The organism is uncultured Roseibium sp., from assembly GCF_947499295.1.
Taxonomy (GTDB): Bacteria; Pseudomonadota; Alphaproteobacteria; order Rhizobiales; family Stappiaceae; genus Roseibium.
The window spans coordinates 355391-381939 of sequence record NZ_CANMNP010000001.1; the positions used below are offsets into that span (position 1 = coordinate 355391).

27 protein-coding genes are annotated in these 26549 nt (G+C 55.0%); 6 read left to right on the forward strand and 21 right to left on the reverse strand.

Annotation, left to right across the window (positions count from 1 at the left end):
• Positions 1-25: 25 nt before the first annotated feature.
• From Q0835_RS01650 to Q0835_RS01670, 5 genes are all read right to left on the reverse strand, one after another.
• Positions 26-1639, reverse strand: coding sequence for a fucose isomerase (locus Q0835_RS01650; RefSeq protein WP_298958028.1), 1614 nt, complete (start codon positions 1637-1639; stop codon positions 26-28).
• Between the two features lie 11 nt (positions 1640-1650).
• On the reverse strand, positions 1651-3270 hold the full coding sequence (locus Q0835_RS01655; RefSeq protein WP_298958030.1) for an FGGY-family carbohydrate kinase: 1620 nt from the start codon (positions 3268-3270) through the stop codon (positions 1651-1653).
• A gap of 3 nt (positions 3271-3273) precedes the next feature.
• The gene (locus Q0835_RS01660) at positions 3274-4056 is read right to left on the reverse strand and encodes an ATP-binding cassette domain-containing protein (protein ID WP_298958032.1); all 783 of its coding nucleotides are present in this window, start codon (positions 4054-4056) and stop codon (positions 3274-3276) included.
• 8 nt (positions 4057-4064) lie between these two features.
• Positions 4065-5021: an ABC transporter permease gene (locus Q0835_RS01665; protein ID WP_298958035.1), complete on the reverse strand. Its 957-nt coding sequence runs from the start codon at positions 5019-5021 to the stop codon at positions 4065-4067.
• A gap of 66 nt (positions 5022-5087) precedes the next feature.
• Positions 5088-6068, reverse strand: a complete 981-nt coding sequence (locus tag Q0835_RS01670; protein ID WP_298814841.1) for a sugar ABC transporter substrate-binding protein — start codon at positions 6066-6068, stop codon at positions 5088-5090.
• 217 nt (positions 6069-6285) lie between these two features.
• On the opposite strand from Q0835_RS01670, the gene Q0835_RS01675 reads away from it, so the two are divergent.
• Together Q0835_RS01675 and Q0835_RS01680 are read left to right on the forward strand one after the other, a co-directional pair.
• Positions 6286-6939, forward strand: coding sequence for an SGNH/GDSL hydrolase family protein (locus Q0835_RS01675; RefSeq protein WP_298958036.1), 654 nt, complete (start codon positions 6286-6288; stop codon positions 6937-6939).
• A gap of 199 nt (positions 6940-7138) precedes the next feature.
• On the forward strand, positions 7139-8155 hold the full coding sequence (locus tag Q0835_RS01680) for an ROK family transcriptional regulator (RefSeq protein ID WP_298958037.1): 1017 nt from the start codon (positions 7139-7141) through the stop codon (positions 8153-8155).
• A 120-nt stretch (positions 8156-8275) separates the two neighbouring features.
• Here the strand turns inward: Q0835_RS01680 and Q0835_RS01685 are convergent, their stop codons facing one another.
• The 3 genes from Q0835_RS01685 to Q0835_RS01695 form a co-directional block, all read right to left on the reverse strand.
• Positions 8276-8731: an SRPBCC domain-containing protein gene (locus Q0835_RS01685; RefSeq protein WP_298958038.1), complete on the reverse strand. Its 456-nt coding sequence runs from the start codon at positions 8729-8731 to the stop codon at positions 8276-8278.
• Positions 8721-9059: a metalloregulator ArsR/SmtB family transcription factor gene (locus Q0835_RS01690; protein WP_298814852.1), complete on the reverse strand. Its 339-nt coding sequence runs from the start codon at positions 9057-9059 to the stop codon at positions 8721-8723. The genes Q0835_RS01685 and Q0835_RS01690 overlap by 11 nt, the downstream gene beginning before the upstream one ends.
• A gap of 344 nt (positions 9060-9403) precedes the next feature.
• The gene (locus tag Q0835_RS01695) at positions 9404-9592 is read right to left on the reverse strand and encodes a hypothetical protein (protein ID WP_298958039.1); all 189 of its coding nucleotides are present in this window, start codon (positions 9590-9592) and stop codon (positions 9404-9406) included.
• 280 nt (positions 9593-9872) lie between these two features.
• Here Q0835_RS01695 and Q0835_RS01700 point away from each other — a divergent pair, with 280 nt between their 5' ends.
• The 3 genes from Q0835_RS01700 (at position 9873) to Q0835_RS01710 (ending at position 13793) form a co-directional block, all read left to right on the forward strand.
• The gene (locus Q0835_RS01700; RefSeq protein WP_298814856.1) at positions 9873-11108 is read left to right on the forward strand and encodes a cytochrome P450; all 1236 of its coding nucleotides are present in this window, start codon (positions 9873-9875) and stop codon (positions 11106-11108) included.
• A 79-nt stretch (positions 11109-11187) separates the two neighbouring features.
• The gene (locus tag Q0835_RS01705; protein ID WP_298958040.1) at positions 11188-12387 is read left to right on the forward strand and encodes a glycerophosphodiester phosphodiesterase family protein; all 1200 of its coding nucleotides are present in this window, start codon (positions 11188-11190) and stop codon (positions 12385-12387) included.
• 95 nt (positions 12388-12482) lie between these two features.
• Positions 12483-13793: a hypothetical protein gene (locus Q0835_RS01710; protein WP_298958041.1), complete on the forward strand. Its 1311-nt coding sequence runs from the start codon at positions 12483-12485 to the stop codon at positions 13791-13793.
• A gap of 21 nt (positions 13794-13814) precedes the next feature.
• Here the strand turns inward: Q0835_RS01710 and Q0835_RS01715 are convergent, their stop codons facing one another.
• From Q0835_RS01715 to Q0835_RS01740, 6 genes are all read right to left on the reverse strand, one after another.
• A complete protein-coding gene (locus Q0835_RS01715) occupies positions 13815-14423 on the reverse strand; it encodes a MerR family transcriptional regulator (protein ID WP_298958042.1) in 609 nt (202 codons plus the stop codon).
• Positions 14424-14437: 14 nt separating this feature from the next.
• The gene (locus Q0835_RS01720) at positions 14438-14752 is read right to left on the reverse strand and encodes an integration host factor subunit alpha (RefSeq protein ID WP_023003819.1); all 315 of its coding nucleotides are present in this window, start codon (positions 14750-14752) and stop codon (positions 14438-14440) included.
• A gap of 143 nt (positions 14753-14895) precedes the next feature.
• On the reverse strand, positions 14896-15873 hold the full coding sequence (locus Q0835_RS01725; protein WP_298958043.1) for a beta-ketoacyl-ACP synthase III: 978 nt from the start codon (positions 15871-15873) through the stop codon (positions 14896-14898).
• Complete coding sequence (gene plsX / locus Q0835_RS01730) at positions 15870-16934, reverse strand: phosphate acyltransferase PlsX (RefSeq protein ID WP_298814873.1); 1065 nt, start codon at positions 16932-16934, stop codon at positions 15870-15872. Before plsX ends, Q0835_RS01725 begins: the two co-directional genes overlap by 4 nt.
• A 224-nt stretch (positions 16935-17158) precedes the next feature.
• A complete protein-coding gene (locus Q0835_RS01735) occupies positions 17159-17734 on the reverse strand; it encodes a YceD family protein (RefSeq protein WP_298958044.1) in 576 nt (191 codons plus the stop codon).
• A gap of 57 nt (positions 17735-17791) precedes the next feature.
• Complete coding sequence (locus Q0835_RS01740) at positions 17792-18340, reverse strand: ubiquinol-cytochrome C chaperone family protein (protein ID WP_298958045.1); 549 nt, start codon at positions 18338-18340, stop codon at positions 17792-17794.
• Positions 18341-18450: 110 nt separating this feature from the next.
• On the opposite strand from Q0835_RS01740, the gene bamE reads away from it, so the two are divergent.
• Positions 18451-18888 carry an outer membrane protein assembly factor BamE gene (gene bamE, locus Q0835_RS01745; protein WP_265681224.1) on the forward strand — a complete coding sequence of 146 codons (438 nt, stop codon included), beginning with the start codon at positions 18451-18453 and terminating at the stop codon, positions 18886-18888.
• A gap of 70 nt (positions 18889-18958) precedes the next feature.
• Here the strand turns inward: bamE and Q0835_RS01750 are convergent, their stop codons facing one another.
• The 7 genes from Q0835_RS01750 to ribD all read right to left on the reverse strand — a co-directional run bounded on the left by Q0835_RS01750 (position 18959) and on the right by ribD (position 26529).
• Positions 18959-21097, reverse strand: a complete 2139-nt coding sequence (locus Q0835_RS01750) for a sodium-translocating pyrophosphatase (RefSeq protein WP_298814894.1) — start codon at positions 21095-21097, stop codon at positions 18959-18961.
• Positions 21098-21314: 217 nt separating this feature from the next.
• Positions 21315-22538, reverse strand: coding sequence for an MFS transporter (locus Q0835_RS01755; RefSeq protein ID WP_298958046.1), 1224 nt, complete (start codon positions 22536-22538; stop codon positions 21315-21317).
• Between the two features lie 117 nt (positions 22539-22655).
• Positions 22656-23654, reverse strand: coding sequence for a thiamine-phosphate kinase (gene thiL / locus Q0835_RS01760; protein ID WP_298958047.1), 999 nt, complete (start codon positions 23652-23654; stop codon positions 22656-22658).
• A gap of 2 nt (positions 23655-23656) precedes the next feature.
• Positions 23657-24178, reverse strand: coding sequence for a transcription antitermination factor NusB (nusB, locus tag Q0835_RS01765; RefSeq protein WP_298958048.1), 522 nt, complete (start codon positions 24176-24178; stop codon positions 23657-23659).
• Between the two features lie 3 nt (positions 24179-24181).
• Entirely contained in the window at positions 24182-24631 is a 450-nt protein-coding gene (ribH, locus tag Q0835_RS01770) for a 6,7-dimethyl-8-ribityllumazine synthase (RefSeq protein WP_298958049.1), read from the reverse strand.
• Positions 24632-24791: 160 nt separating this feature from the next.
• A complete protein-coding gene (locus tag Q0835_RS01775) occupies positions 24792-25403 on the reverse strand; it encodes a riboflavin synthase (protein ID WP_298814910.1) in 612 nt (203 codons plus the stop codon).
• A 1-nt stretch (position 25404) separates the two neighbouring features.
• A complete protein-coding gene (gene ribD / locus Q0835_RS01780) occupies positions 25405-26529 on the reverse strand; it encodes a bifunctional diaminohydroxyphosphoribosylaminopyrimidine deaminase/5-amino-6-(5-phosphoribosylamino)uracil reductase RibD (RefSeq protein ID WP_298958050.1) in 1125 nt (374 codons plus the stop codon).
• Positions 26530-26549: the final 20 nt, after the last annotated feature.

The window sequence follows — 26549 nt, forward strand, 5'->3', positions numbered from 1 at the left end:
ACACCCCGAACCATGCGGGTGGGGCTCACCCTGATCCGGCAACGTCTCCAATGATATTGACCTTGATGTTCAACTCGTGCGCCAGATGCGCGCGCGTCCAAAGAGCTCGATCTGCGCCGGATGCAGAATTCGCGTAGACGACCTGGATGTGGTTGGCTTTGTGGCGTCCCATAAGCTGGTCGCGACTGACGCCATCAAGAACCCCGTGCATGATCGGCCATTCCGGGGTTGTGCTTCGCCGCCGCCGCTCCGTCTCAACTTCAGGAAGCTCAATGCATCGTCCGCGACCGATGTCCATATGCAACGCACTTTCCTGCACGTAGATGCGCGACCAGATTATCTCACCCGGTTTGGCGACACCGCTGAGTGTGCCACCGCCTGAGGGAAAATACATTGCCGGCTGGCGCAGACTTTCGCTGCCCGTCCAGCCACCGAGATGGTGAGCTGGTGGCGCAGCACCGGAGATTTCAAAAACCCAGACAAATTGGTCCGTCGTTCCGCTGGCATCCAGATCACCCCATCGGATATCGTGGAGTGTTGTTTCCAGGGGTTCGCCAAGTGCGGAATGTGTTCTGTTAATCAGCAAAGCATCCAAACCGGCACATTCATCCACTTCATTGAAATGGATAACCGGCTGGCCGGGCCTGATCACGTTGCCATTCGCACGTACGACATCCGGACGGTCGGCGTTGTTCAGCATTCCTTCCACCAGATCGGAGGCCGGCAGCAGATCCTTGAGGCCCTGTTGGTATTGTATTCCGATAGTTTCGCAATCAAATGCATCCGCCATCCGCACGGCTGCGACATACATCCGGCATTGCATCAGGACCTGGTCTTCAGTCAGTTCCGTCGCCTCGTCGCGGCCGAGATGGAAAGTCATACCCCTCGCCCGCATCCAGTCGTAAACGGCCCGGGCCTCGCCTTCGGATATCTGAAGCGTTTCGTGGTAGAGGGCCGATTGCGAAAGGCGTTCCTTGAACACTCCCAGAGGCATCAGCAATTCATCAGGAATGATCGCGTTATACATGCCCATGCAGCCTTCATCGAAGACACCCATGATGGATTTGTTCTTCCGTAGATCCGCTGCAATTCGGCCAACGGTTACCTTGTCGGGATCCGGGGTCAAATCAGGGTCATAGTCCGCGACGTGGCTATCATCGTGGCTGATTTTGCCGGTGGACAGCCATGCCTTTAGATGATCGCGAAAAAACCCGTCATCAAAATCAGCGCTCCAAAGGGTCGAATAGGAGACCCCTGCCTTTGAGAGGGAGCCATTGAGATTGAGCATCCCCACAAGACCGGGCCATTGCCCGGACCAGTTTGCCAGTGTGAGAATGGGGCCCTTGTGACTGGTAAGGCCGGGAAGTATGTGGTGCGAATACTGCCAGACGGCCTCTGCGACCACGATCTTTGCATCGCTCGGAACAGACGCAACAGCATCCATGCCGTCGCGCTGCGAGGACAGGAATCCATGTCCTTTGTCCGGATCGACCGGGTGCGCACGATTGACATCAAATCCGAGTGCCCTGCATTCTCGGGCAAACGCCCTTTCCATGGCTTCCTGGGCCGGCCAGCAGGTTCGGTTCGCACTTTCCCGGCTGTCACCGCTGGCAAACAGATAAACAGAGTTCTCGGACATGTTATCGGGCCTTAGTCGGACATGATTTTTCGGTAGGTTTCAAAGTCGTCGTGCATGGCGCGGAAGACACGGTACTTCCTGTCGTGGAAAGCCCTTGTCCTGGTGTCCGGCTGGAGAACCTTTGCAGGTCCGCTCATTGCGTCCATGGCATTGCGCAGGCTTTCAAATTTTCCGGACCCGACAGCTGCAAGCATCGCAGTCCCAAGCAGAACAGGCTCTTCCTGATCAGGCAAAAGCACGGGCAATCCGGTGACGTCCGCATGAGTCTTACAATAGAGACTGTTGCGTCCAAGGCCGCCGCTGACAACAATCGCATCCGGTCGAACGCCGTTCTCGGCCAACTGGTCGAGAATATGCCTTGTCCCATAGGCCAGTGACTGGATACAGGCGAGATAATCGCGCGCGAGATCCTCAATGTCGGAAACCGCGGTCTGTCCCCAGGTCACACCCAATCGTCGTGGGTCGGCGAGTGGCGCCCTGTTCCCGTTGAAATCCGGAATAATGTGACGGTCGACAGACAGAAATGATGGAGGCTCATTGGCCGAAAGACCGGACAGGAAATCATCCAGGAAGTCATAGACGTTCTTGCCCTGCCCAGTGGCCATCGCTTTTGCATCTTCAAAAGCGCTGTGTCTCTGCAGAACCGTGTCGATTGCTGCGCCGGCCATGGATTGACCGGCTTCATTTGCCCAAAGGTCAGGCAATACAGCACCATAATAGGGTCCCCAGACACCCGGCACGAAGGCCGCCTGCTGTGCAACAGTGATATGACACGCGGAGGTGCCGGCTATTAAAGCCATACGATCCGGACCGACAGCTTCAGCCGTAACTCCGAGCGTTCCCATGGCACCTGCATGGGCGTCAATCATACTTGCTGCAACAAGGGTCGACGACGTCAACCCGAGCTCTTGCGCCGCCTTTTCACTCAACTGGCCAAGGGGGGCTGCGGGGCTCAAACATTCAGTTCCAATGCGCCCGAACCCCTCATCTGCGAGGTCTTTAAGTCCTGCAAGTGCAAAGAATTCGGCATCCCAGCCTTCACCGGTCGTGCCGGCTTCGCCCTGATAGGTCCATTTGCATACCGTGCTGCACAAGGATCGCGTCAGGTTTCCCGTGGCCCGCCATGTCAGCCAGTCCGGAAGGTCAAAGAAGTGCCCGGCCGCCTCCCAGATGGAAGGAAGATTCTCCTTTATCCAGAGCAGCTTCGGCAATTGCATTTCAGGAGATATCTTGCCACCTGAAATACTCAGTCTCTGGTGACCGGTTTCATCGATCCGGGAAGCTTCTGCGATCGCCCGGTGATCCGCCCACAAAACAATGTCCTGCTCTCTTTCACCATCGGGCGAAATGCTGAGTGGTTCGCCCTGTCCGTCGGCCACAACAAGGGAACAGGTCGCGTCGAACCCCAGTCCTGCGACGTCCTCCGGTGCGACGGAGGCCTGGCTCATTGCGGACTGCACGGAAGCGCACACCGCACCCCATATGTCAGCACTGGACTGTTGTGCAAAATGGGGCCTTGGGTGCCAGGTTCTGATTTCTTGACTGGCCTGCGCCAGCAGCTGCCCATCCTGGCTGAAAACACCTGCACGCACACTGCCGGTTCCAACATCCACCGCTAGAAACAGGCTCATCGGTCAATCAATCTGTTCAAGGTCATCTTCAAGCTCGCTCATGTCTTCGCCTCCGGCCATGAGATTGAGAACTTCCTCACGAGACTTCTCGCCCCGCTTGAATGACGCTGCGACCTCTCCCTGAATCAGGACTACAAATGTGTCGCCAACGCTCATGGCGTGGCGTGCATTATGCGTTATGAAGACAATGCCCGCACCGTTCTGCCGGGCGATTCTCATCATTTTAAGAACCATCGACGCTTCCTTGACGCCCAGGGCGGATGTCGGTTCGTCGAGGATCAGCATCTTGGCACCGAAATACATTGCCCGTCCTATTGCCAGAACCTGGCGTTCACCGCCGGACATCGTTCCAACAAGCTGATCTCCGCTGGTCACCCGGGTAAGCCCGAATTTCTGCATCTGTTCCACAGCGACCTCGTTGGCGAGACGTGTGTCGATGCTTCGAAACGGCCAACGGCCCTTGGCAGGTTCAGCGCCCAGAAAGAAATTGCGGCCAACGCTCATCAACGGAATAGAGCCAATGTCCTGATGAACTGTTGCAATACCGCGCTGACGTGCTTCGCGTGGCGTTGCAAATCTGGTTGGCCTGCCCTCGAAAAACACCGTTCCTGATGTTGGCTGGTGATACCCGGAAAGGACCTTGATCAGGGTTGACTTGCCGGCTCCATTGTCGCCGAGCAGGCAAAGGATCTTGCCTGGTTCGACCTGCATGGACACGTGTTTGAGCGCTTTGGTGGACCCGAAAAACTTGTCGACGTCGCGCAATTCCATAAGGGGCTGAGACATGACGGATCCTATTTGCTTGAGAGCGCCAACCGGCGAACGTAGTTGTTGGCAAGAACGGCTGCCGCAAGCAAAAGCCCAAGGAACAACTGGATCCAGTCCGTGTTCCAGCCGGTATAGAAAATTCCGCTTGATATGACACCGAACAGCGCCGTGCCGAGTACAATACCGGTGACACTGCCATACCCGCCAGTTAGCAGAACGCCGCCAATGACAACGACAATCGGAGCCTGGAACACAAAGCCCATACCGTAGGTCGCGTTGCCTGAATTCCATTGGACGCCCTGGAGGATACCGACAAGGGCGGCGGCGAGTCCGGTCGCTATGAACAGGCTGATCTTGACCTGCTGCACCGGCACACCTGCCCCTCGGGCAGCATCCAGGTTGCCACCGGTTGCATAAATCCAGTTACCGAAAATGCTGCGGCTCAAAATCCGGTAACCGATGAATGCAACGAGCAACCACCAGAGGATGGAAATATTGGCCTGGCCCCAGCGCGCCGCGAACACGAATTTTGCACTGTCGGAGGCAACAATCGAACTTGATGTGACATTGGCAACCAGACGCGAAATGCCCATGGTTGCGCCGATCACGATGAAGTTGGTTGCCAGGGTGACTATGAAAGAGGGCAGTTTGGTCTTTACGACAGCAAGTCCGTTCGCCAGACCAATCGTGGCGCCCGCGGCCAGTGCCAGAAAAACCATAGGCCAGATCGGCAATCCGTATTGGTTGGTTCCAAGCGCCAGGATCATGGACGAAGCCCCAACTGTCGAACCAATCGACAGGTCGAACTCACCTGAAATCATCAAAAGACCTACCGGAATCGCGACAATTCCCAGTTCAGCGGCCAGATTGAGCCATCCGGCAGTCCCGTTCACTGAGATAAATCCGGTTCCCTGTGTGGCCAAGGCAAAGAAAAGGTAAGTGATGACAAAAGCCGCGAAAGCGCCCGCTTCGGGCCGCTTCATGAAATTCCTGAGCACGTCATTCTCCAGGCAAGCTAGGTTGGATACGCGGACCGGGCCTTGCGGCGCCTAGGAGGCGCCGCGAACTCCTGCGTGTTCCTTGTTGACCTTCAGTGTTTCTTCCACATTGGAACTGTCGATCACCAATGGTCCGGTTTTGACATGCCCAATCGGATGCAGACCGTAATTCAGGTATTGGTGAGCGATCTGAATAGACATGAACCCTTGCAGATAAGGCTGTTGATCCATGGCAAATGCAAGGTCACCATTCTTGATCGCAAGGAGGGCTTCATTGGACAAGTCTGCCGTTCCGACCATGATATCGCCTTTACGTCCGACCTCATCCACCGCGCGCAATGCGGACATTGCGGGAACCGCATTCAATGTATAGATCCCGTCGATCTGGGGATTTGCCTGCAGGCTGCCCTTGATTGCCTGCGTCATCGCCTGTGGGTTTGTCGCATCCCCCGTGCCGATGGTCTGATAGATCGTTTCCTTTCCGGCTTCCTTCATGGCAGCGACATAGCCATTGCACCGTTCTTCAACAGTCGGATTGCCGGGCACCTGGTTAAAGCAAAGACCTGTGGTCACACCGGCGTCCGCCTGGATCTGCCCCGCTTTGTACCCCATCTGATAAGGGTCTTCGCCGACAAATCCGATTGATCCGTTGCCCTCCCAAAGGGTCTGGCCGGAATTGTGAATGAGGACAGGAATACCGGCAGCCGTCGCCTCCTTGATCAACGGGTCCATGCCGTCTGGAAAGAATTCACCAACGAGAAGCATTCTGGGCTCACGGCTGATCGCTTGCTGCAAAAGCCGCGGGTAATCGCTCGTCATATTCGAGGTGTCCGTGACCGCGATATACTGGTAGTCGACATCGAAAATTTCCGCAGCATCGTCGAAGCCCTTCTTCACCGCGGCGAAAAACGGCCAGGACAACGGCCCGCTTACGACCAGGATCGGCCCCTCTTCATTGGACAATGCAGGCGAAGCGGCACCAAGGCCCAAAGTGACAGCGGCAGCCGCCAGAACTGATTTCATGAGTTTCATTTGATCCTCCCGTGATCTGACGACACGAACAAGGCATTTTTGACCGGATCCGTGTGTCTGTTCATCATGATGAGCACGGAAAATACGCCCTTGTCAATAATTATTCACGATGAATTACTATTGACCATTGGAAGATCCGCTTCTAGGCTGGATCACGTTGGCACTCACGATCTGACTGCCTATCTTGTTGAAAATAAAGACACCTTGTGGAGGTTGTATGCGATCAGTGTTGTGTTACGGAGATTCCAACACGTACGGACAAACGACCGCGAACAAACCAGATGACCGATATCCGCATGATGTCAGGTGGCCGGGAGTTTTACGCGGCCTCATCGGCAACGAGTGGCTTGTAATCGAAGAAGGTTTGAGTGGCAGAACCACCGTCAGTGATGACGAGATTGAGGGTTCTGAGAAGAATGGCCGAACCTATCTTCGGCCTTGCATCATGAGCCACAAGCCACTTGATCTGATCATCATCATGCTCGGCACCAACGACCTGAAGGTGCGCTTCAACAAGACCCCGGGTGAAATCGCCATGGGTGTCGGAGCGTTGGTCAGCGACATCAAATCCATGCCTGCCGGTGTCGATGGGAAGATCCCTGAAATACTGATTGTCGCACCGCCGCCAACAGCCCTTGATCTGAAAGAATGGTCGGATGTGTTTCTCGGTGCACAGGAAAAATCGCGTGCGCTGGCACGTGAATATGAACGTATTGCCGAAGCACATGAAGTGCATTTCTTCAATGCGGGTCTTGTCGTCAACTCAAGTGATGAGGACGGCTTTCATCTCGACGTTCAGGCCCACAAGGACTTGGGCCACGCCATTGCAGAAGAGATCGCGGCCATTGGCTGGCCGGAGCAAAATGACTAAACCATGGGGAGTTAATCTCCGGACAAGATATACGCATCCGGTTCCCGACGCCCAAACGTGATAACCCATAACGTGAAGCCGTGCCTCGAACACGAGGTGAGCATCGCTGACCCTGACTTGAAAGCCGGAGGCTGTACTTTTGCCGGATATGCGTTTTGCCCCGCCACCAACTGTTCGTGTCGCAGAACACCCAGGCGGTATGAATCAGGTTTTGGCGCGCAGCTTCAACGAACGATTGATCATGTCCCTTCTCTTGCAGCATGAGGGCATGACTCGGCTCCAGCTCGGACAGGAAAGTGGGCTGTCCGCGCAGACGATATCTGTCATCGTCAGAGCTCTGGAACGTGACAATCTGGTCAGTAAAGGCGAAGCGGTCCGCGGACGGATCGGGCCTCCGACCACGCCAATCAGCTTGAACCCAAATGGGGCTTTTTCAATCGGGCTTCATGTTGACCGTCATGCAATCGAGGCGACCATCATCAACTTCGTCGGTGAGCCGGTCGCTCAAAGCCGCAGCCCCTTAGCTGTGCTTGATGTCCAGACGGTGCAAGACACGCTGACCGGAACAGTCGACGCTTTGTTGTCGGAACTGGGTACTGAGCAAAGAGCGCTTATTGCAGGAGTTGGCCTCACACTTCCCGGGCGTTTTGAGGCCGGCGGACCTGAGGAACAAGCAGTTCTTGCACATGACTTTGAAGAAGATTTGCGCGCGCATACTGGTTTTGAGGTGTTCATCCAGAACGACATAACCGCGACCGCCAGTGCGGAGACCTTGTTCGGTCAGGCCAAACGGATTGACGATCTGCTTTTCTGTTACGTCTGTGAGGACCTGAAACCTCGGCTAATTCTTGGTGGCCGCATCTATACAGGCGCAACTCCGCAGATTTCCATTTGCGACAGCAAAGCTTGGCAATTGACGCATGACGCAATCGCGTCTGGCGCGCTAGACGACGATCCGGCTGTCAGCCAGTGGCGTGGTACAGTCGTCGAAAAGCTGGGCAGTCTCGTTCAGAGCCTCGGCACGTTCGCAAAGGTCTCTGAATTGATTGTGTCGGCCCCGGTGCCAAAATCGATCACCGATGTGCTGGTGTCTGATTTGAAACTGAAGGTCTCGGACGATCTATCGGTAACTGGAAGCCAGTTTGGGCCGAATGCACTTGCCTACGGAGCGGCAACCCTTCCGATCCATTCCAGGTTCACTGCGGAAAGCCCTTAGGCCCATTTGGCAAATCATTCCATATCCAACGGCAAATGTGCGTGTATCCTGACCTCAAACAGACCAGATTGGTATAGACAAAAGACCATTCTTTTGCGCATTCGGTAGGGTGAGACACAGTCACGCCACCCGCCGTTGACCCTCGAAAAAAGCTTCAAGCCTCTCAAACGATGCCGTCCATCCGGCTGCGACCACGTCTTTCAGGCCACCGCCAATTTCCGACTGCTTGAGAACGACCCGCGTCCCCTTTCCAGTCTGTTCAAAACTCACCGAGACAAGCATTTCGGGCGCAAAGTCATTTGCCGGGATTGTGTATGCCAATTTGTTTGGCGGATCATAGTCGATCAGTGTGCCTTCGATCGTATGATCTCCGACGCCTTCAATGGACATTGTGTGCCGATATGCGCCTTCCACTTTGGGCTCGACTGTGGAAACAACCCTGGTCGTATTTGCACATCCCCACCAATGCGTTGTTTTTGCCGCGTCAATCCAAGCATCGAAGACTGCCTCGATCGGTTGAGGAAACTCCTTTGTAATCGTCAGTATGTTGTCGGAAAAGCTTGTTTCAACGGCCATCTGGTCGCTCCCTTTGCTTTGTCAGAATGACGTCCATCTGATCAAAATGTGCAGTCCAGAAATCCACGTAATGCGTCAGCCAGTGCGCAGCTTCAGCTGCAGTTTCCGTGGCGGCCGTCACAATGGTTTCTCGCCCCCGCTTTTCTCGCCTGACAAGCCCCGCGCTATCCAGCACACGCAGGTGCCGAGACACCGCGGGCTGCGAAATGTCGAAGTCGGATGTCAGTTCGTGCACTGTCCGCTCTCCCGAAGCCAGACTGGCCAGAATTCCCCGGCGTGTCGCGTCAGAGAGCGCTGAAAATACGAGATCAAGGTTTTTCGAATCCATAACAAAATGGTTATGGATTTTCTCGATCAAGTCAACATTCGTGCCAAAACCAATGGATTTTGAATGCAGATAACCAGTCGATGTAGAAAACCAAAGGCGTTTGCGGCAGAGACCGGAGCGCGTTTCTCAGGACCTCACACAGCATCGCGTGAGCGTGTCAATAAGCGCTTGGTAAGCGCGGCCCTAATAACTTCGATCAATACAACTCGAATTCAGACATGAGAAGCATCAGAATACGTCGATAGCAATCTCATGCCGTTTCCCTAGAAGTTCGGCGAAACGAGAGCAGTTGGCGTCGCTATGATAAGAAGTGAACTTTTGCGCTGGCGTTGGCGCGCTGTTGTTCAAGCAGCCTCGCGATTGGCTTTCCTGATCCGGCCTATGAAATCCGACAGCCAGGCTATTTCCTTCAGGTAGACTTCCATGCTGAGCGAGGCGAGTTCCATCAGGAGCGCCTGCGGGTTCGGATTGTCGAACCCGGTCTCCTTCAAGAAGGTCTGATACTCGTTGATGAAAGCCTTCGGCACTTTCATGTCGATCTCACGCACTCCAGCTTGCAATGGGGCCTTCCAAAAGCGTCAGCCGCCATTTCGCGATTTCACAATCGTTAAGAACCCAGCCCTAAGGCGGGTATCGTCAGTTTTGCCCTTTCCTCGCTATCCCCAAGCCTCAAGCACCAATTGCTGAAAATCGCTCAAATTTGCTGATATCGGCACACTGACAGCGGATTTTGCTTGCACTTGGCCAGCCAAATCTTCGACCCTGCCAAGAATCACAATTTTACCGCAATGAGCGGCTTCTCATGAGTGCCTGATGCCCCCGTCCACAGACCTTTCCTTTGAGCCACTGTCAGACGCCTTTGCGCAAGACCCCTATCCGACCTACGAGGCTCTGCGTGAAAGCGAGGGTTTGACCTATTACGAAGACTTTGATGTCTGGCTTGCCGCACGTTTTGAAGATGTCATGGAAATCGTCATGCATGACGATATGGTCCGATCCATGGAGCATGTTGCCAGTCCGGAAGAGATATCGGCGCAAAAGCGAGCCGGTAACTGGCACGACATGCCCCATCATTCCCGTTTCGTGCAATTCTCGTTGCTGGACAGTGACGGTGAAATTCATGACAGATTGCGCAAGCAGGTGTTCAAGCTGTTTACACCTGTCATGGTGGGCAAGCTGCGGGATGAGATACAGGCCTATGTGGACAGCCTCTACGACGGGTTACAGGATCACAGCGAAGTCGACTTTGTTGCCGATCTTGCCGCCCATGTGCCCGGCCATGTGATTGGACGGATCATCGGAGTTCCCGACGAAGACTGCCCGCAACTGCGGATCTGGTCGGAAAACATCGTGCAGTTTTTCGATATTGAACGGTCCGATGAACGCAAGGAACTCGCGGAACGCAATACGACCGAGTTTTACGAGTACCTCCTGAAGCTGAAAACTGAACGTGAGGCGGTGCCCAGGGACGATCTGCTGTCCGTGATGATACAGGCTGAACGCGAAGGGCACATGAACCACGACGAGTTCTTTTCCACTGCCATGCTGATCCTGATGGCAGGCCACGGATCGACAATTGATGTACTCGGTTCCGGCTTGCATGCGCTTTTGAAATTTCCAACGGAAATGCAGCGCATGCGCAAGGAGCCCGGCATCATGAAGACGGCTGTGCAGGAAATGTTCCGGTATGAATCGCCCCTGCCCTTCTTTCATCGCTATTCGACCAAGGAGATGAATGTGTGCGGCAGCACGTATCCCCGGGGTACGAAGTTCGGTGTGCTTTACGGTGCTGCCAACAGAGATCCGCGACAATTTCCGAATGCAGACATCTTCGACGTCGGACGCTCCCCCAACTGGCACACCGCTTTTGGCAGAGGTGCACATTTTTGTCTGGGCAATCATCTGGCGCGGCTGGATATGGACATCATCTTTTCAACGCTGTTGAAGCGTTTTCGATCCGTTGAGCTGGCAGAAGAGGCACCCAAATACAAACGCGGACTGTCCGTCCGGGGTCCGCAGGCTCTCAAAGTTGCCTGGAAGCCAGCTTGACCTTTTCCTGATAACCTACTGACCTAAAATATCTTCTGAAGCCACTTAAGAATTTGATTCAAGAACCGGGATAAAGACCATGCGTATCAGTCTCTCACTTTCGATCCTTCTCGGCTTCGGCTTTGGCGCGACAGCATTTGCTGAAGGTGTCGATCTGGGACCACGACCTGCCTATCTCGTTTCTCAAATGAACGCCGGCCCGTTGAAAGACAAGCTCGCCGCCTGCATCGGCAAACCTGCAAAGCCGTCGCTCTTTTCCATCAGTCACCGAGGCGCACCGCTGCAATTTCCCGAGCACACCGAAGAAGGATACCGAGCCGCTGCGCTGATGGGCGCGGGTGTGCTGGAATGCGACGTGACCTTTACCGCAGACAAGGAATTGGTTTGCCGTCACTCCCAGAACGATTTGCATACCACGACCAACATTCTTGCGACGAACCTTGCAGCCAAGTGCACCTCTGGATTTGAACCGGCCAGCGGCGGCGATCCCGCGTCCGCCGAATGCCGAACTTCGGATATCAGTTTGGCTGAATTCAAGTCCCTGAAGGGGAAAATGGACAGTGCCGACAAGCAGGCACAGTCGGTTGAAGACTACATGAACGGCACGGCCTCATGGAGGACGGAGCTTTACGGGGCGACCGGCACATTGATGACCCACGCTGAATCCATCGCCTTATTCAAGGACCTCGGTGTCAAATTCACGCCGGAACTGAAGTCGCCGAAGATTGACATGCCCCATGACGGTTTTTCACAAGCAGACTACGCACAGAAGCTGATCGACGACTACAAGGAAGCTGGTGTTCCACCCGAAGATGTCTTTGCACAATCCTTCCGTCTCGATGACGTGCTTTACTGGATCGAAAACGAACCGGAATTCGGCAAACAGGCGGTGTTCCTGGATGGCCGGCGCGACGTCAATCCACAGGATCCGTCGACATTTTCTCCCTCGATGCAGGAATTGAAGGACAAGGGCGTCAACTACATCGCACCGCCGCTCTTTGTGCTGTTGAGCGTCGAAGACGGCAAAATAGTTCCATCAGCTTATGCGAAAGCCGCAAAAGACGCCGGATTGGACCTCATCACCTGGACCCTGGAGCGTTCAGGACCGCTGAACACGGGCGGCGGCTGGTACTATCAGACCGTCAGCGACGTGATCAAGTCAGACGGTGACATGCTGGAAGTCGTGGATGTTCTGGCAAAGGATGTTGGCGTGAAGGGTATCTTCTCGGATTGGCCAGCAACCACCAGTTTCTACGCATCCTGCATGGGTCTCAACTAAATGCGCAGATAGGGCAAATTCAATTTTGCGTTGCAAGGCCGCGTTTACCGTTTGTCATTAGACCTAACCCCGTAGCAATTCAATTGGGGGCGGCCTTGAAAACCCATCCGTTGCGCAGTGTCGATTGTCAGCTGCTTTATGAAACCTATGCACCGCTCGACAGCGACGCGGTTCAAACGCTCATTAGGAAGACGATCGGGCATTTTGGGCTCGACCCGGTTGCTTGCCGGCTTATGGTGACCAGCACGGAGGCGGACATCTACATGTTGTTCGGTGACATGCAAATCATGGTCACGCAAAGTTTGCCGCTTACCCAGAAGACCCACCTTACCGGTTCAACAAGTGATCTGATGACCCAAAACGTCTTTCCAGACGCTCCCGAGGTCATTGAGCAATGCCACGCCGTCACGAGCATTTCCGTACGCAAGTTTGGTATGGGCGGCGTCGACCTGCCCGAAAACATTGCCAAAGTGATGGGGCCTGATTTCGAGGCTTTCTGCGACAGCAAAAAGACCAGGTTCGCCATGGACCTGACCAAAATGCTCGCAGCTCAGATAGGCTTGAAAACGCCGTGCAAGGGTGTGTTTTGGGGACCAAACAGCTATTTGTTACCGGTAAAGACCTTCTGCAATTTCGCAACCGATGACAATCCGACCACTTTATTCATCCGCTCTCATTTCTATTCTCCGATTCAGTCCGTGTCAGACAAAAGGGCTATCGGGGTCGCAGCAGCGGGTTCTGAATATCTGATCGGCTATCAGGTGCAATTCGATCCGTGCACCCTGCCGCCGGAATACATGGTCTCCAACCTTCTCGCATTCGTTGGATTTTGCTATCAGCGCGAAGAAGTCTTCCCCGATGGCGACGTCTTTGGCATGACCGCTGATGAAAAGATCAGAATCACTTACGAAAAAACAGACGAAGATTTCCCGGACCGCATTGTCCTATGTGTGCAATCCAGTGCCGAACTTGGCATCTCAGGCGGTGATCGTCCAACGATCCAGAATCAATACGATGAAAGCGGCGAAATCCAGTCGTCAAAAATCAGCGATGTCGACGTCAGCGACCTGGATCCTGACGATCCGGTAGACGCTGCGATCTTACAGCGCCTGTATGAAGTCAAAAAATCTTCTCCGCAAAACCCAGATAGTGCGGGTGCGTCCGAGCCGGAACAAAAACACCACGACAAAACTGCCGTGCAATCCTCTGACGAGACTGCATGGCGTGACGATGTTCGCGAGACCGGCCTAACCGGAACCCCTCGTAAGAGGGTGCCTCCTTCATCGCGCCCGTCAATGAGTGAACTCAGAGAATTTGCCCGCCAAGCTCAAGTTGCCGGTGAGCCGGAAAGGTTCCAAAAAACAAGTTTTTTGCAAAAATTTCTGGGCAAGTTTCAGAAGTCTTAGACCTATGCGGAACGCTAAGACTTATCGCGCCTGATCGAGCGTGCGCTTGCATTCCAGCAGTTCAAAGAGCGTTGCCTGCAGGCGCCTGATGTCCTCTTTGGTGACGGAAGCTTTGCCGGCCGGGGCACTTGCAGCAGGCTTTTCGCCTCGCAGTCGACCCAGAATGTTCAGACCGCCGGATTGTGAACCCCTATCCGTTTCGGGGGCATCATCCGGCAACAGACCGCTCGGCAACTTCTCCTGAGGTCCATACCCATTGTCAGTGTACACAGGCGCCGGTGACGAAGACGCCTCTGGCGCTGCAGAGACAGGTTCAACAGCCTCCGGTTCCATATGGATCTGCGCGATGTCTTCCTGCCAGGCCTGCATGACGAAACGCGGTCCCTGCTCCTTCAAAATGCGCTGGACACCTTTGATGGTGTACCCCTCGCCATAGAGCAGATGCCGGATGCCTTTTAAGAGCTCCACATCGTCAGGCCGGTAATAGCGGCGCCCACCACCTCGTTTTAGCGGCTTGATCTGCGAGAATCGGGTCTCCCAAAAGCGCAGCACATGCTGCGGCAAATCAAGGTCTTCTGCGACTTCGCTAATGGTACGAAAAGCGTCTGGGCTTTTATCCTGCGAGCTCATCCGGTCTTTTTTGGTTATTTACTGGCCTGTCCTGTTAGCGCATCATTGATCCGCTGCTTCAATACATTGGACGGTTTAAACACCATCACTCGGCGCGGTGAAATCGGTACTTCCTCGCCAGTCTTCGGATTGCGTCCTATACGCTCCCCTTTGGAGCGGACCACAAATGACCCGAAGCTTGATAATTTTACCGATTCTCCCGTCACAAGACAGTCAGAAATTTCAGAAAGTACACGTTCGACCAATTCAGAAGATTCGGTGCGCGAAAGCCCGACTTTTTGATAAACGGCTTCGCACAAATCCGCGCGGGTAATAGTCCGGTTGCCCATAACCCCTCCTCAAGGACGCCAGTGATCTGGCTGATTTTGCAAGAGAACTTCGATGCAAGGCCATACGGTACGGCCTCAAGGCGAGCCGGTCAACCGGAACTCCTTAACAAGATCGCATTTGTCGTTTTTTGAATGAAGACCGACTACCAGCGCAGCAGGACCGAACCCCAGGTAAAACCGCCGCCCATCGCCTCCAACATCAAAAGATCGTTCTTTTTGACACGTCCGTCCCGAACGGCCGTATCCAAGGCCAAAGGTATGGATGCGGCAGACGTGTTGCCGTGCAGCTGTACCGTTGTCACCACTTTCTCAGGCGCGATATTCAATTTCTTCGCACTGGCATCAATGATGCGTTTGTTGGCCTGGTGCGGTATGAACCAATCCAGATCATCAGAGGACAATCCTGTCGCCTTGTAAGCGTCCTCAATCACATCGGTGATCATGCCAACCGCATGTTTGAAGACTTCGCGGCCTTCCATGCGCAAGTGTCCAACCGTTTGCGTTGCCGAAGGACCTCCATCGACAAACAGCTTTTCCTTGTGACGCCCATCCGAGCGCAGATGCGACGTGAGAATTCCACGGTCTGCATTGGTTCCGGCGCACTCTTCAGCTTCGACCACGACAGCACCTGCTCCGTCGCCAAAAAGCACGCAGGTGGTGCGATCGGTCCAATCAAGTATCCTGGAAAAAGTTTCCGCACCGATCACAAGACACCGCTTTGCCAATCCAGATCGGATATAGGCATCAGCTGTCGTAAGGGCATAGACAAACCCCGAACAGACGGCATGAATATCAAAGGCAGCACCGTGGTAAATGCCAAGACCGCTTTGAACGGTCACCGCCGTTGCAGGAAACGTGTTGTCGGGCGTTGCCGTGGCAAGAATGATCGTGTCGATGTCCTGTGCATCAAGACCTGCATGCTCAAGGGCTCTTTTTGCAGCACCGAGTGCAAGGTCGGACGTCACCTGCCCTTCGGCCGCTACGTGCCGTTGTTTGATGCCGGTACGCTGTACGATCCATTCGTCTGAGGTATCGACCATCTTTGAAAGGTCGTCGTTGGTCAGGATCTTTTCCGGCAGGAAACTGCCACAGCCGGTCACGGTCGAACGGATAACGCTCACAAATCACCTTCCGATGTGGGCCCGTCTTCAGCGAAGCGACCCCGATGGTAGTGCACAAGATCCTGAGCGATCTTGTGAGTCAGTTCATTTTTAACCATGTCATAGGCCAGATCGATCGCCGAGGCATAGCCCTCGGCATCCGTGCCGCCATGGCTTTTGATCACAATGCCGTTCAATCCCAGGAACACACCGCCATTGACCTTGCGCGGATCCATTTTCTCGCGCAGCAGGTCAAAGGCGCCTTTGGCGAAGAGATAACCAATTTTGGACATAAAGGTCCGATTCATAGCCGAACGCAAGTAACTGCCGATCTGTTTGGCCGTACCTTCTGCTGTCTTCAATGCGATGTTGCCGGCAAAGCCTTCGGTCACGACGACATCCACGGTCCCTTTACCGAGGTCATCACCTTCCACGAAGCCAGCGTATTCGAGCGAGCGCAGAGGCGTTTCCCGCAACAGACGTCCAGCGGTGCGGACCTCTTCGAGCCCCTTCACCTCTTCAACACCTATATTGAGAAGGCCAACGCTGGGGCGTTGCACCCCGAACAGGGCACGCGCCATCGCACCGCCCAAAATGGCGAAATCAATGAGCTGTTGAGCATCAGCGCCAATCGTGGCCCCCACATCCAGCACAACGGACTCACCGCGTGTCGTCGGCCATATCGCCGCAATTGCGGGCCGCTCGATGTTTGCCATCGTACGCAGGCAAAATTTGGACATTGCCATCAATGCACCGGTATTGCCGGCAGACACGGCAACTGAGGCTTCGCCCTGTTTGACAGCCTCGATCGACCGCCACATGGAAGACCTCCAGCGGCCTTGGCGCAGCGCCTGGCTCGGCTTTGTGTCCATGGCGATGGAAACGTCGCAATGATGAAAAGTCGAAGCGTCGCGAACGCGCGGATACTCTTCGAGGAGCGGACCGATGACCTTTTCATTGCCATACAGGATGAAATGAATATCAGGATGCCGGACAAGCGCGATCTCGGCGCCGGGAATGACAACCTCGGCCCCGTTATCGCCGCCCATGGCGTCCAGGGAAATCGGTATAGTTTTCGCCATCTAGAATGTCTTTTGACGTTTCGCTACCAAGAACAGCACCGGATGGCGCCCCCCATAGTCCTGCCACCACGACAGAGGCCCAGACAGGAGTGCCAAGAACGGGCGCGAACATAACGGTTTTGGCAAGAGTGACAACCGTTTTAATGAACGTGCACCGAACTGACGTTGAAAACCCGCTCACGCAGCCGAAGGGTCCACACCGACCGGTGTGGGTTACGGCACGATCATTTGTCGGCCGGGTTGTCCTTCAGTGCCTGAAGGGCGGCGAATGGCGAGGGCTTTTCCTCCGCCTGTTCACCGGCGTCTGGGGCCTCCTCCTCCCCGGTTTCAAACTCTACGCCTGGACGACGCGGAAAGGGATCCAGTGACAAGGCAAGCTCCTCGCAGATGACCCCACCCAGATCAAGCACACCATCCTCGATCACGTCGGGTGGATCGAGCGATTCCAAATCAATTTCGATTTCGCCGTCGTCATTCAGATCTCGAGCCTTGCGTGCCCGGGTCGAGTGTGGCTCGAACGTACGGTCCACGTCCAGCTTGAGACTGCTTTGGAAGGGTTCAAGCGTTACCACACAGGTTTGTGTCACAGTTGCCGATATAGGCCCGACTACCCGCAATCCGGCTTTTCTGTAGGGCTTGAGAGTGAAATCTGCCTTGAGTGTTTCGATCCCATCCAGTTCATAGGTTTTGGCAATGGCGGCCAACTCAGCCTGATCCGGCTTCACGACCACCGACTGTTCCTTGTCGACCACCTTGCTTGCATTCACCTTGAAGGAATAGGGAAAACTGTTCTGTGCCATTGTTCTTCTTCTAATTTTTGCGTTCGCCGATGTTGTGTTTCTTTTCGAAACAGGAGTTCAGACTGGCAAGGTCTTGAAGGCATTTGGATCTGGCCAGCGAACATCGGTGCGCATAAGATCCTGCGCAGACTGTTCGTTTAACAGCCTCGCAGCCTCCAGAATATAGGCAGCAAGTCTCTTTTGAGCGACCGGCTGCGCATCTTCTGTGAAAATATTGCGCCCGATAGCGTCAGCAAGTTCGGCAACATTGCCACTATCGATGGCGGAGATATAAGCATCCGCCCGGCCATAGAAAGCCTCGCCCATCACTTTCACTTTTTTGGGAACGCGTGTGTCGCTTACGCCCATCTCTCTCAGAGACGCATCCATATCCTGAAAAAACAGATCAAAGACGTTTTGCGCAAATTCCGCCACATCAGCGCCCTCGGCCCGCATACGGCGGAAATACAGCACCGCATGAGCAACGATCATGTCAAATCGGCCATCCACAGTATCGGGGACAAGTAACCCTGAATAAAAGACCGGTTGCCGCGCTTGAGCCACGATTTCACAATAAACCTTGTGCTCGGCATCGCGGGAACGGCGGCGGAACAGCCCAAAAAGCATGACGTCTCCATAAAACCAAGTGTTGCCTTGTGCCCTATCCCACGATAGTGAATTTGCCAAGCAACGAAATTCAAGGAAGCCAGCAGATCTGGCAAGATGGGACTTCTTAAATGAACTTCAAGGCAGGCGCCCTGATCCTTCCGCTTCTTGTAACACTGCCTCTCGGCGGATGTTTCACGACCACCTACACGCATGGTCATGTCATCACAAGCGACATGATGAGTCAGGTGCAGGTCGGCTCCAGCCGTGAACAGGTTGAACTGGTCCTCGGCTCACCCTCCACAACGTCGAGCCTTGCGGGCGATGCCTACTACTACATTTCCCAGAAGACCGCGACCACGGCCTTCATGGCCCCTGATATCGTCGAACAGCGCGTCGTGGCGGTCTATTTCGATGAGGACGGTTTCGTCAAGGACATGGGCAACTACTCCCTCGAAGACGGCAAGATCGTCGATATCGTGACCCGCAAGACACGGACAGGCGGTGCCGACTATGGCTTCCTGACCCAGATCCTGCGCGGCGCGACAAACCCGAACTTCAGTCTCTGACCTATTTCAGTGGCTCAAACAAAAACCCCGGCCTGACAGGCCGGGGTTTTCTCTTTTCATTTCGCTCTCCTCAATGCGCGAGGATCGCCAACAGCAACAGTGCCATGATGTTGGTGATTTTGATCATCGGGTTCACCGCCGGGCCGGCAGTGTCCTTGTAAGGATCACCAACTGTATCGCCGGTTACCGATGCCTTGTGCGCGTCACTGCCCTTTTCGTGGGTCACGCCGTCCTTGTCGGTGAAACCGTCTTCAAACGACTTCTTCGCGTTGTCCCATGCACCGCCACCGGCGGTCATCGATATCGCCACGAACAGTCCAGTGACAATCACACCAAGCAGCATGGCTCCGAGGGCTGCGAACGCATCCGCCGGGGTTGCCACCGCACGCACCACGAAGAAGACCACGATCGGTGACAGCACGGGAAGCAGCGAGGGAATGATCATTTCCCGAATGGCTGCCTTCGTGAGCATATCCACCGCCCGGCCATAGTCCGGCCGCTCCGTACCCTGCATGATGCCCGGCTTTTCCTTGAACTGACGGCGGACCTCTTCCACAACTGCCCCGGCAGCCCGGCCCACAGCCGTCATCGAAATGCCACCGAAGAGATATGGCAGCAGTCCACCGAACAGAAGGCCGGCGACGACATAAGGGTTGGAGAGCGTGAACAGCGTGCTGACATCAATGCCGTAGAAGATCGATCCTTCTTGCGCATTGGCAGAGAAGAATTTCAAATCTTCCGTGTAGGCGGCAAACAACACCAGGGCACCGAGACCGGCAGAACCGATTGCGTAGCCCTTGGTGACTGCCTTTGTGGTGTTGCCGACAGCGTCGAGCGCATCCGTCGTTGTGCGGACTTCAGCAGGCAGGTCAGCCATTTCAGCAATACCACCGGCATTGTCAGTCACCGGACCAAAGGCATCAAGGGCAACAACCATGCCTGCCAGAGCAAGCATCGTCGTCACCGCGATTGCGATGCCGAACAATCCGGCAAAGGAGAAGGTCACCAAAATACCGGCAATAATGATGATTGCCGGAAGGGCTGTTGCCTCGAGCGAAACCGCTAGCCCCTGAATGACATTGGTGCCGTGACCTGTAACCGAAGCTTGGGCGATGGATTTCACCGGGCGATACTCAGTGCCCGTATAATACTCGGTCACCCAGATGATCAGGCCGGTAACAATCAGCCCCACAACGCCGCACACGAACAGATCAAAGCCGGAGAAGGTTGTTCCGCCTGAGGTCGTGTATTCGGTGCTGCCACCAAGCCAGCCAAAAATGATCACCGCAAGTGCGACTGCCGACAGGACCGAAGTTGCAATGAAGCCCTTGTAGAGGGCCCCCATGATCGAGTTGTTTTCGCCAAGCTTGACGAAGAACGTGCCGATGATGGAGGTGACCACACAGCTGGCGCCAATAAGGAGCGGCAACAGCATCAACTCAACTGCCTGGGCGCCAGTGAAGAAGATCGACGCCAGAACCATGGTGGCGACAACGGTAACCGCATAGGTTTCGAACAGGTCAGCAGCCATGCCGGCACAGTCACCGACATTGTCGCCGACGTTGTCCGCAATGGTCGCAGGGTTGCGGGGATCGTCCTCTGGGATTCCGGCTTCTACCTTACCAACGAGGTCACCGCCAACGTCAGCACCCTTGGTGAAGATACCGCCGCCGAGACGCGCAAATATCGAGATAAGAGAGGCACCGAAGCCAAGGGCCACCAGAGCATCGATCACGGTTCTGTCTGACTCTGCATAGCCCATCGGGCCTGTCAGAATTGTAAAGTAGACGGCAACACCCAGCAGCGCGAGGCCGGCAACCAAAAGGCCGGTGACGGCACCGGCCTTGAACGCAATTTCCAACCCTGCCCCTAGGCTTTGGCTTGCTGCTTGAGCAGTGCGGACATTCGCCCGCACGGAAACCATCATGCCGATGTAACCAGCTGCGCCGGAGAGGATGGCGCCAATGGCAAACCCGATTGCCGCAGGTCCGGAAAGCAGTATCCAAACAAGTACAAAAACAACCGCACCAACGATCGCGATCGTAGTGTATTGCCTGTTGAGATATGCGCTGGCTCCTTCCTGGATCGCTTCCGCGATCTCCTGCATACGGGCATTTCCCGCGTCCGCCGCCATAACGGACTGAATGGCCCAAGCGCCATAGGCGATGGACAAGAGACCACAAAAAATGATGACGACAAGCTCGATCATACTTCCTCCCAAGACTGTGGCGGCATGATTTTCTTGTTGTTTTTTCGCCGTACCGCAATTCACGCCATTTCCGCAGCGTGAAGCATCGACACGATAGCAGCAAAGCGGAGCGCTTCGTCAAGCTCTCACATTGTTTAATTCGGTACTTCCGTTGCGGTATTGTTTGGTGCAGTGCGGTATTTATGCTGCAATGACGAAATGAATTTTCGCAACGACTTTAAGCGGTTGTAACTTCTTTTCTTTCAGCCCAGACGAGCCAACCCAGCAAACCGAGACAAAGTGCCACAAATGGAAAGACCAGAATATTGACGGTGCCCCAGCCGAAGGCGTTGAGCAGTGCACCGGAAGAAAACGACGCCGCAGCTACGAATCCGAAAACCAGAAAGTCGTTTGCGGCCTGCACCATATTGCGTTCTTCGGGCCGATAGGCTTCGGTGAGCATTGCTGTTGCGCCAATGAAACCGAAGTTCCAGCCCAGTCCCAAAAGGACGAGAGCGGTCCAGAAGTGCGTCAGTTCAATACCCATCAACGCTACGACCGAACACCCGGCAAGAAGCGCAAGGCCAATGGAAACGACCCTTTCCTTGCCGTAGCGCGCGATCAGACTGCCGGTGAAGAAACTCGGACCGAACATCGCCAACACGTGCCACTGGATACCTAGCGCCGCGTCGGTCTCCGTCAGGCCGCAGGCAATCATGGCAAGGGGCGTTGCCGTCATCACGAGGCTCATCAGAGCATAAGAACAAATCCCGCAAGCAGCAGCGACTATGAAGCGGCGCTGCGCCATGATCTCAAGAAGGGGACGACCGCCCGCCTGGGCATGACTGATCCGGGGCGGTTTTGGGATCTTGATGAATAGAACCAGGACAAAGGCAACAAGCGCGAGGCCTGCCTGTGCAAGGTAGGTCCCGGCAAAAAGAATTGGTGAGAAAAGGTCCTTGGTGGCGATGACAGTTTGAGGCCCGACAATTCCGGCCAGGACACCGCCTGCCAACACCCAGGATATTGCTTTGGGTTTGAATGCATTGCTTGCCGTATCTGCGGCCGCGAACCTGTACTGCTGGACAAATGCACCGGTAAAGCCCCCCAGACAGCAGGCCAGGGAAAACAGCAGGAAACTGTCTCTGAACACTGCAAATGAGGCCAGCAGGCCTGCAAGGACACCAAGAAGAGAAGCGCCTGCAAAACCCGCACGGCGCCCGTAACGTCGCATGATCATGCCGGCAGGGATGGTACCGAACGCTGTGCCGAGAACCATGGTCGATACGGGCAAGGTTGCCAGGGACTTGTCTTCGTCCAGCATCATGTACCCGACAAGCGGGCCTGTGGCGATCACGATCGAAGCCGATGCACCTCCGACAGCTTGTGCAAGAGCAAGCAACAAAGCGTTGCGCTTGGCCAATCGGTCATCAACAAAGGCTTCCGTCAGAGCGGCGGTCATGGCTCAAGTCTCTGGTTTCAGATAGTCAAGAAAGGCAGGAATCAACCGGTAACATGAGCGCGGCCGAACACAAAGCCATATGCAGGATCACATTTCCAGGATCAGATGATGACCGGATCAAAAATGGCGGAAACCGCCCGGTTCATCCAGGTGAAGTGGACTTCCCTTTTTTGTCACCGTAACAATTCCTGTTCCCGGACCGGCACGACCGATCAATGTCACCGGACAGTTCGCCGCAGCGGCCTGATTTGAAAACTGCCCGGCATTTTCTTCAGAAACACATGCGAGGATTTCGTAGTCGTCGCCCCCGTCAACGCAGCGCAGGAAATCATCTTGCGAGTTTGCTTTTATCCTCTCAATCGCCCGCGATACCGGCACCTTGTCCAAATCGAGCACAATGTCGACGTCGGACGCTCGTCCCAGATGACCGCAATCGGCAATCAGGCCATCGGAAACATCCATGGCTGCATTTGCGTATTCAAGCAGAACGGGAGTCAGGGCTGTTCTCGGCCTCGGCAACAAATATCGATCGCACAGATATTGACTATCAGCAGCCGATAATACGCGTTCTTGTCCAAACGCCGGATCCAGCCGCACCTGAAGTCCTGCCGCCGCATCGCCGATCGTGCCGGTTACGAAAAGTAGGTCACCCGGACGCGCACCCGTGCGGCGAACAGCCTTTCCGGAAGGCACCTCACCCAGTGCGGTAATGGAGACCAGCAATCCACCGGAAGAGCGGATCGTGTCGCCCCCTAAGAGTTTGAAGTCATAAGCCTTCTGGTCGTCTGCGAGCCCACTGCAAAAACGTTCCAGCCAGTCGGGCGACCAGTCGGACGGCAAAGCAAGACCCATCAAGTAGCCGCGGGGTTTTGCCCCTTTCGCGGCCAGATCAGAGAGATTGACCCTCAATGCCTTTGCAGCGATTGCTTCCGGCGGATCTTCGGAGAAAAAATGAACATCTGCGGCAAGCATGTCTTTGGTGAGCACAAGATCAGAACCTGCGCGCGGTGTCAGCACGGCCGCGTCGTCGGTCAAGCCCAGACTTCCCGGATCTTTTGCCAGCGGAGCGAAAAACTCCCTGATGAGATCAAACTCGCCAGGCCGATCCGCATTCATCGTCAGATGGCACCATCAGCCTTTTTGTCGCCGAACTCAGCATCTCGCAGCTCATGCGCCAGACGGTCAAGAACGCCATTGACGAGACCCGGTTCATCGTCCTCGAAAAAGGCTTTGGCTACGTCGATATATTCAGAAATGATCACCTTCGGCGGCACATCCTTCCGGCGCAGAAGCTCATAAGAACCGGATCTCAATATTGCACGTAAAAGGCTGTCGATGCGTTTCAGCGGCCAGTCTTCAGTGAGCGCTGTATGAATGAAAGGATCGAGGAACTTCTGGTCTTCAACGACACCGGCAACGATTTGCTTGAACCATTGTTCGTCGGCATCACGGTATTGCGCCCCGTCAATTTCCTTGCCCAGTCGAAAAGCTGTGAACTCGCTGATCACACTGGTCAGAGGGGCCCCGCCCACCTCCATCTGGTACAGAGCCTGGACGGCAGCCAGCCGGGCAACGCCCCGCTTGTTCGCAGGGCGCACAGTTTTGGCAGCCGGGTTTTCCGGGTCAGCCTTTCCGGTCATTCGTTATACTCCGAGGCGTTCACGCAGGGCGATCATGTCCAAGGCCGCCTGAGCTGCAGCTCCGCCTTTGTTCTTGTCGTCTACTTTTGCACGCGCCCACGCCTGATCGTTGTTTTCAACGGTCAAAATCCCGTTTCCGACTGCAAGATCAGCATCGACGATCAGATCCATTATCACTCGGTTCGATTCATTGGCGACGATGTCATAATGTGTGGTTTCCCCTCGGATCACCACGCCAAGAAGCACGAAACCGTCATAAAGAACACCGTCGTTCTCCATTGCAGTCATGGCCATGGACAGAGCTGCCGGAATTTCCAGGACACCTGGAACCGCGACCCTGTCATAGGTGGCACCAGCCGCCTCAATCGTCTTTATGGCACCCTCGGCGAGCGCATCGGCAAGATCGTCGTAGAAGCGGGCTTCGATGATCAGAAGTTTCTTTGCAGCGCTCATGGGTCGTACAATCCTTTATAAGGCCGCGACAGGAACCATGTCTGCCCCGGTTTGTCCAGTCTCATTCGAGCATGATCGCAAAAACCTGGCGAAATCTGCGCCGCCGGGCACTCGCAATCAGGGAAGAACAGTTCTTTTAAGAAGGTATTAGGTCCGTCCCCTACCCGGTCTTGGAGAATTCCGCAAGACGCGCTGCATAGCGCGCCATCATATCAACTTCCAGATTGATCTTGTCGCCGACCTGGCGTTCGGACCAAGTGGTCACTTCGAGCGTATGCGGAATGAGAAATACTGAAAACAGTAGCCCATCAACCTCATTGACAGTCAACGAAGTTCCATCAAGTGCAACCGACCCTTTCTTGGCAATGAATGGCGCGGTCTCCCCAGACGCCTCAAACTGAAAATAGACGCTTTCGGGGTGATTTTCCCGCTTTGTGACGGTTGCAAGTCCGTCAACATGACCCAGCACCAGATGACCGCCGAGTTCTGCGCCAAGGGTCAGCGATCGCTCAAGGTTGATCTTCTGGCCAGCGGTCCACGCTGACACATTCGTAAGCGCAAGAGTTTCTGCTGCCGAAACAACTTCAAACCAATTGCCGTCTGAAGAGTTTTGTTTTGCTGTCACCGTATGACAGACACCCGAACAGGATATCGACGCTCCAATGTCAAACGTGTGCGTGTCGTATGTGGTCCGTATCCGTGTCTGCTTGCCGGCTGGAACATCTTCAACTGAGAGAATTTCGCCAAGGTCGGTCACAATGCCGGTAAACATGTCAGGCTCCACGCCGTCTGAGATAAATGAATGTGTCGTCGCCATAGGAACCGGCCTCGACCCGCTGAAACTTGGGGTCTGTCAGCACATTCTCAAGATCAAGATCATGCAGGGCCGGTATTCCATTTTCACCAATCACGAGATTTCCCGTCACCACGCACAGATCGTCGACAAGATCGTCCGCAAGAAATGACGACGCCATTCTTGCCCCGCCTTCCACCATGACACTGGTGATGCCGCGAGTGGCCAAAGCGCTCAAAATCACGGCCGGCTTGATGCTGCAGTCGCTTGCCGGGACCCGGATCACGTTAACTCCCGCAGCTGCCAGAACCTCGATTTTGTCGGCATCAGCATCGTTGCCACAAATCAGCCAGACGGGAACGTCAACGCAGGTTCTTACAAGCTTGGATTCCAGCGGGAGGCGCGCACAGCGATCAATGATAACGCGGACAGGAGACCTTGCCGCCAGTCCCGGCAGTCGGCAATTCAACAATGGATCGTCAGCAAGCGCTGTACCAGACCCGACCAGGATTGCATCGTGTTCAGCTCTGAAACCGTGCACCTTGCGCATGGACAAGGGGCCGGAAATCTTGACCTGCCCCTCGCCTGAACGGCCAATGAACCCGTCTTGCGATGCCGCCAATTTCAGAAATACGTGCGGCCGTTGCTTGAGCTGACGCAGAGTGAACCCGTGATAGAGATCCTCCATCTCGGATTTGTGCACTCCAATCGTCACGGGAATCCCGGCATCTTCGAGCATTTTGGCACCCCGCCCGGCAACACGTGGATTGGGGTCGAGCATCCCGATTACGACACGGCCAATACCAGCCTCAATCAATGCAAGCGCGCAAGGTGGTGTGCGCCCGTAGTGGGAACAAGGTTCGAGCGTCACATAACAAGTCGCACCTTGAGCCTTGTCACCGGCTTCGGCCAGAGCATTGACTTCCGCATGGGCCATTCCCGGCCGGGAAGTGACGCCTCGGCCAACAAGGCGATGACATTCTTCCCCTTGCCTGACAATCAGAGCTGCCACCGAGGGGTTGGGCCACACACGTCCGAGGCCCCGCCTGGCAAGACGTCCTGCGGCAGCCATGAAGCGCGAATCGAGATCGGATACTACTGACATGAAAAACCGGATACGAAGGA

Excerpts from the sequence above, each read along its gene's own strand:
- Q0835_RS01650 (WP_298958028.1), bottom strand. The coding sequence starts at position 1,639 with ATGTCCGAGAACTCTGTTTATCTGTTTGCCAGCGGTGACAGCCGGGAA.
- Q0835_RS01655 (WP_298958030.1), bottom strand. The coding sequence starts at position 3,270 with ATGAGCCTGTTTCTAGCGGTGGATGTTGGAACCGGCAGTGTGCGTGCA.
- Q0835_RS01660 (WP_298958032.1), bottom strand. The coding sequence starts at position 4,056 with ATGTCTCAGCCCCTTATGGAATTGCGCGACGTCGACAAGTTTTTCGGG.
- Q0835_RS01665 (WP_298958035.1), bottom strand. The coding sequence starts at position 5,021 with ATGAAGCGGCCCGAAGCGGGCGCTTTCGCGGCTTTTGTCATCACTTAC.
- Q0835_RS01670 (WP_298814841.1), bottom strand. The coding sequence starts at position 6,068 with ATGAAACTCATGAAATCAGTTCTGGCGGCTGCCGCTGTCACTTTGGGC.
- Q0835_RS01675 (WP_298958036.1), top strand. The coding sequence starts at position 6,286 with ATGCGATCAGTGTTGTGTTACGGAGATTCCAACACGTACGGACAAACG.
- Q0835_RS01680 (WP_298958037.1), top strand. The coding sequence starts at position 7,139 with ATGAATCAGGTTTTGGCGCGCAGCTTCAACGAACGATTGATCATGTCC.
- Q0835_RS01685 (WP_298958038.1), bottom strand. The coding sequence starts at position 8,731 with ATGGCCGTTGAAACAAGCTTTTCCGACAACATACTGACGATTACAAAG.
- Q0835_RS01690 (WP_298814852.1), bottom strand. The coding sequence starts at position 9,059 with ATGGATTCGAAAAACCTTGATCTCGTATTTTCAGCGCTCTCTGACGCG.
- Q0835_RS01695 (WP_298958039.1), bottom strand. The coding sequence starts at position 9,592 with ATGAAAGTGCCGAAGGCTTTCATCAACGAGTATCAGACCTTCTTGAAG.
- Q0835_RS01700 (WP_298814856.1), top strand. The coding sequence starts at position 9,873 with ATGCCCCCGTCCACAGACCTTTCCTTTGAGCCACTGTCAGACGCCTTT.
- Q0835_RS01705 (WP_298958040.1), top strand. The coding sequence starts at position 11,188 with ATGCGTATCAGTCTCTCACTTTCGATCCTTCTCGGCTTCGGCTTTGGC.
- Q0835_RS01715 (WP_298958042.1), bottom strand. The coding sequence starts at position 14,423 with ATGAGCTCGCAGGATAAAAGCCCAGACGCTTTTCGTACCATTAGCGAA.
- Q0835_RS01720 (WP_023003819.1), bottom strand. The coding sequence starts at position 14,752 with ATGGGCAACCGGACTATTACCCGCGCGGATTTGTGCGAAGCCGTTTAT.
- plsX (WP_298814873.1), bottom strand. The coding sequence starts at position 16,934 with ATGGCGAAAACTATACCGATTTCCCTGGACGCCATGGGCGGCGATAAC.
- Q0835_RS01735 (WP_298958044.1), bottom strand. The coding sequence starts at position 17,734 with ATGGCACAGAACAGTTTTCCCTATTCCTTCAAGGTGAATGCAAGCAAG.
- Q0835_RS01740 (WP_298958045.1), bottom strand. The coding sequence starts at position 18,340 with ATGCTTTTTGGGCTGTTCCGCCGCCGTTCCCGCGATGCCGAGCACAAG.
- bamE (WP_265681224.1), top strand. The coding sequence starts at position 18,451 with ATGAACTTCAAGGCAGGCGCCCTGATCCTTCCGCTTCTTGTAACACTG.
- Q0835_RS01750 (WP_298814894.1), bottom strand. The coding sequence starts at position 21,097 with ATGATCGAGCTTGTCGTCATCATTTTTTGTGGTCTCTTGTCCATCGCC.
- Q0835_RS01755 (WP_298958046.1), bottom strand. The coding sequence starts at position 22,538 with ATGACCGCCGCTCTGACGGAAGCCTTTGTTGATGACCGATTGGCCAAG.
- thiL (WP_298958047.1), bottom strand. The coding sequence starts at position 23,654 with ATGAATGCGGATCGGCCTGGCGAGTTTGATCTCATCAGGGAGTTTTTC.
- nusB (WP_298958048.1), bottom strand. The coding sequence starts at position 24,178 with ATGACCGGAAAGGCTGACCCGGAAAACCCGGCTGCCAAAACTGTGCGC.
- ribH (WP_298958049.1), bottom strand. The coding sequence starts at position 24,631 with ATGAGCGCTGCAAAGAAACTTCTGATCATCGAAGCCCGCTTCTACGAC.
- Q0835_RS01775 (WP_298814910.1), bottom strand. The coding sequence starts at position 25,403 with ATGTTTACCGGCATTGTGACCGACCTTGGCGAAATTCTCTCAGTTGAA.
- ribD (WP_298958050.1), bottom strand. The coding sequence starts at position 26,529 with ATGTCAGTAGTATCCGATCTCGATTCGCGCTTCATGGCTGCCGCAGGA.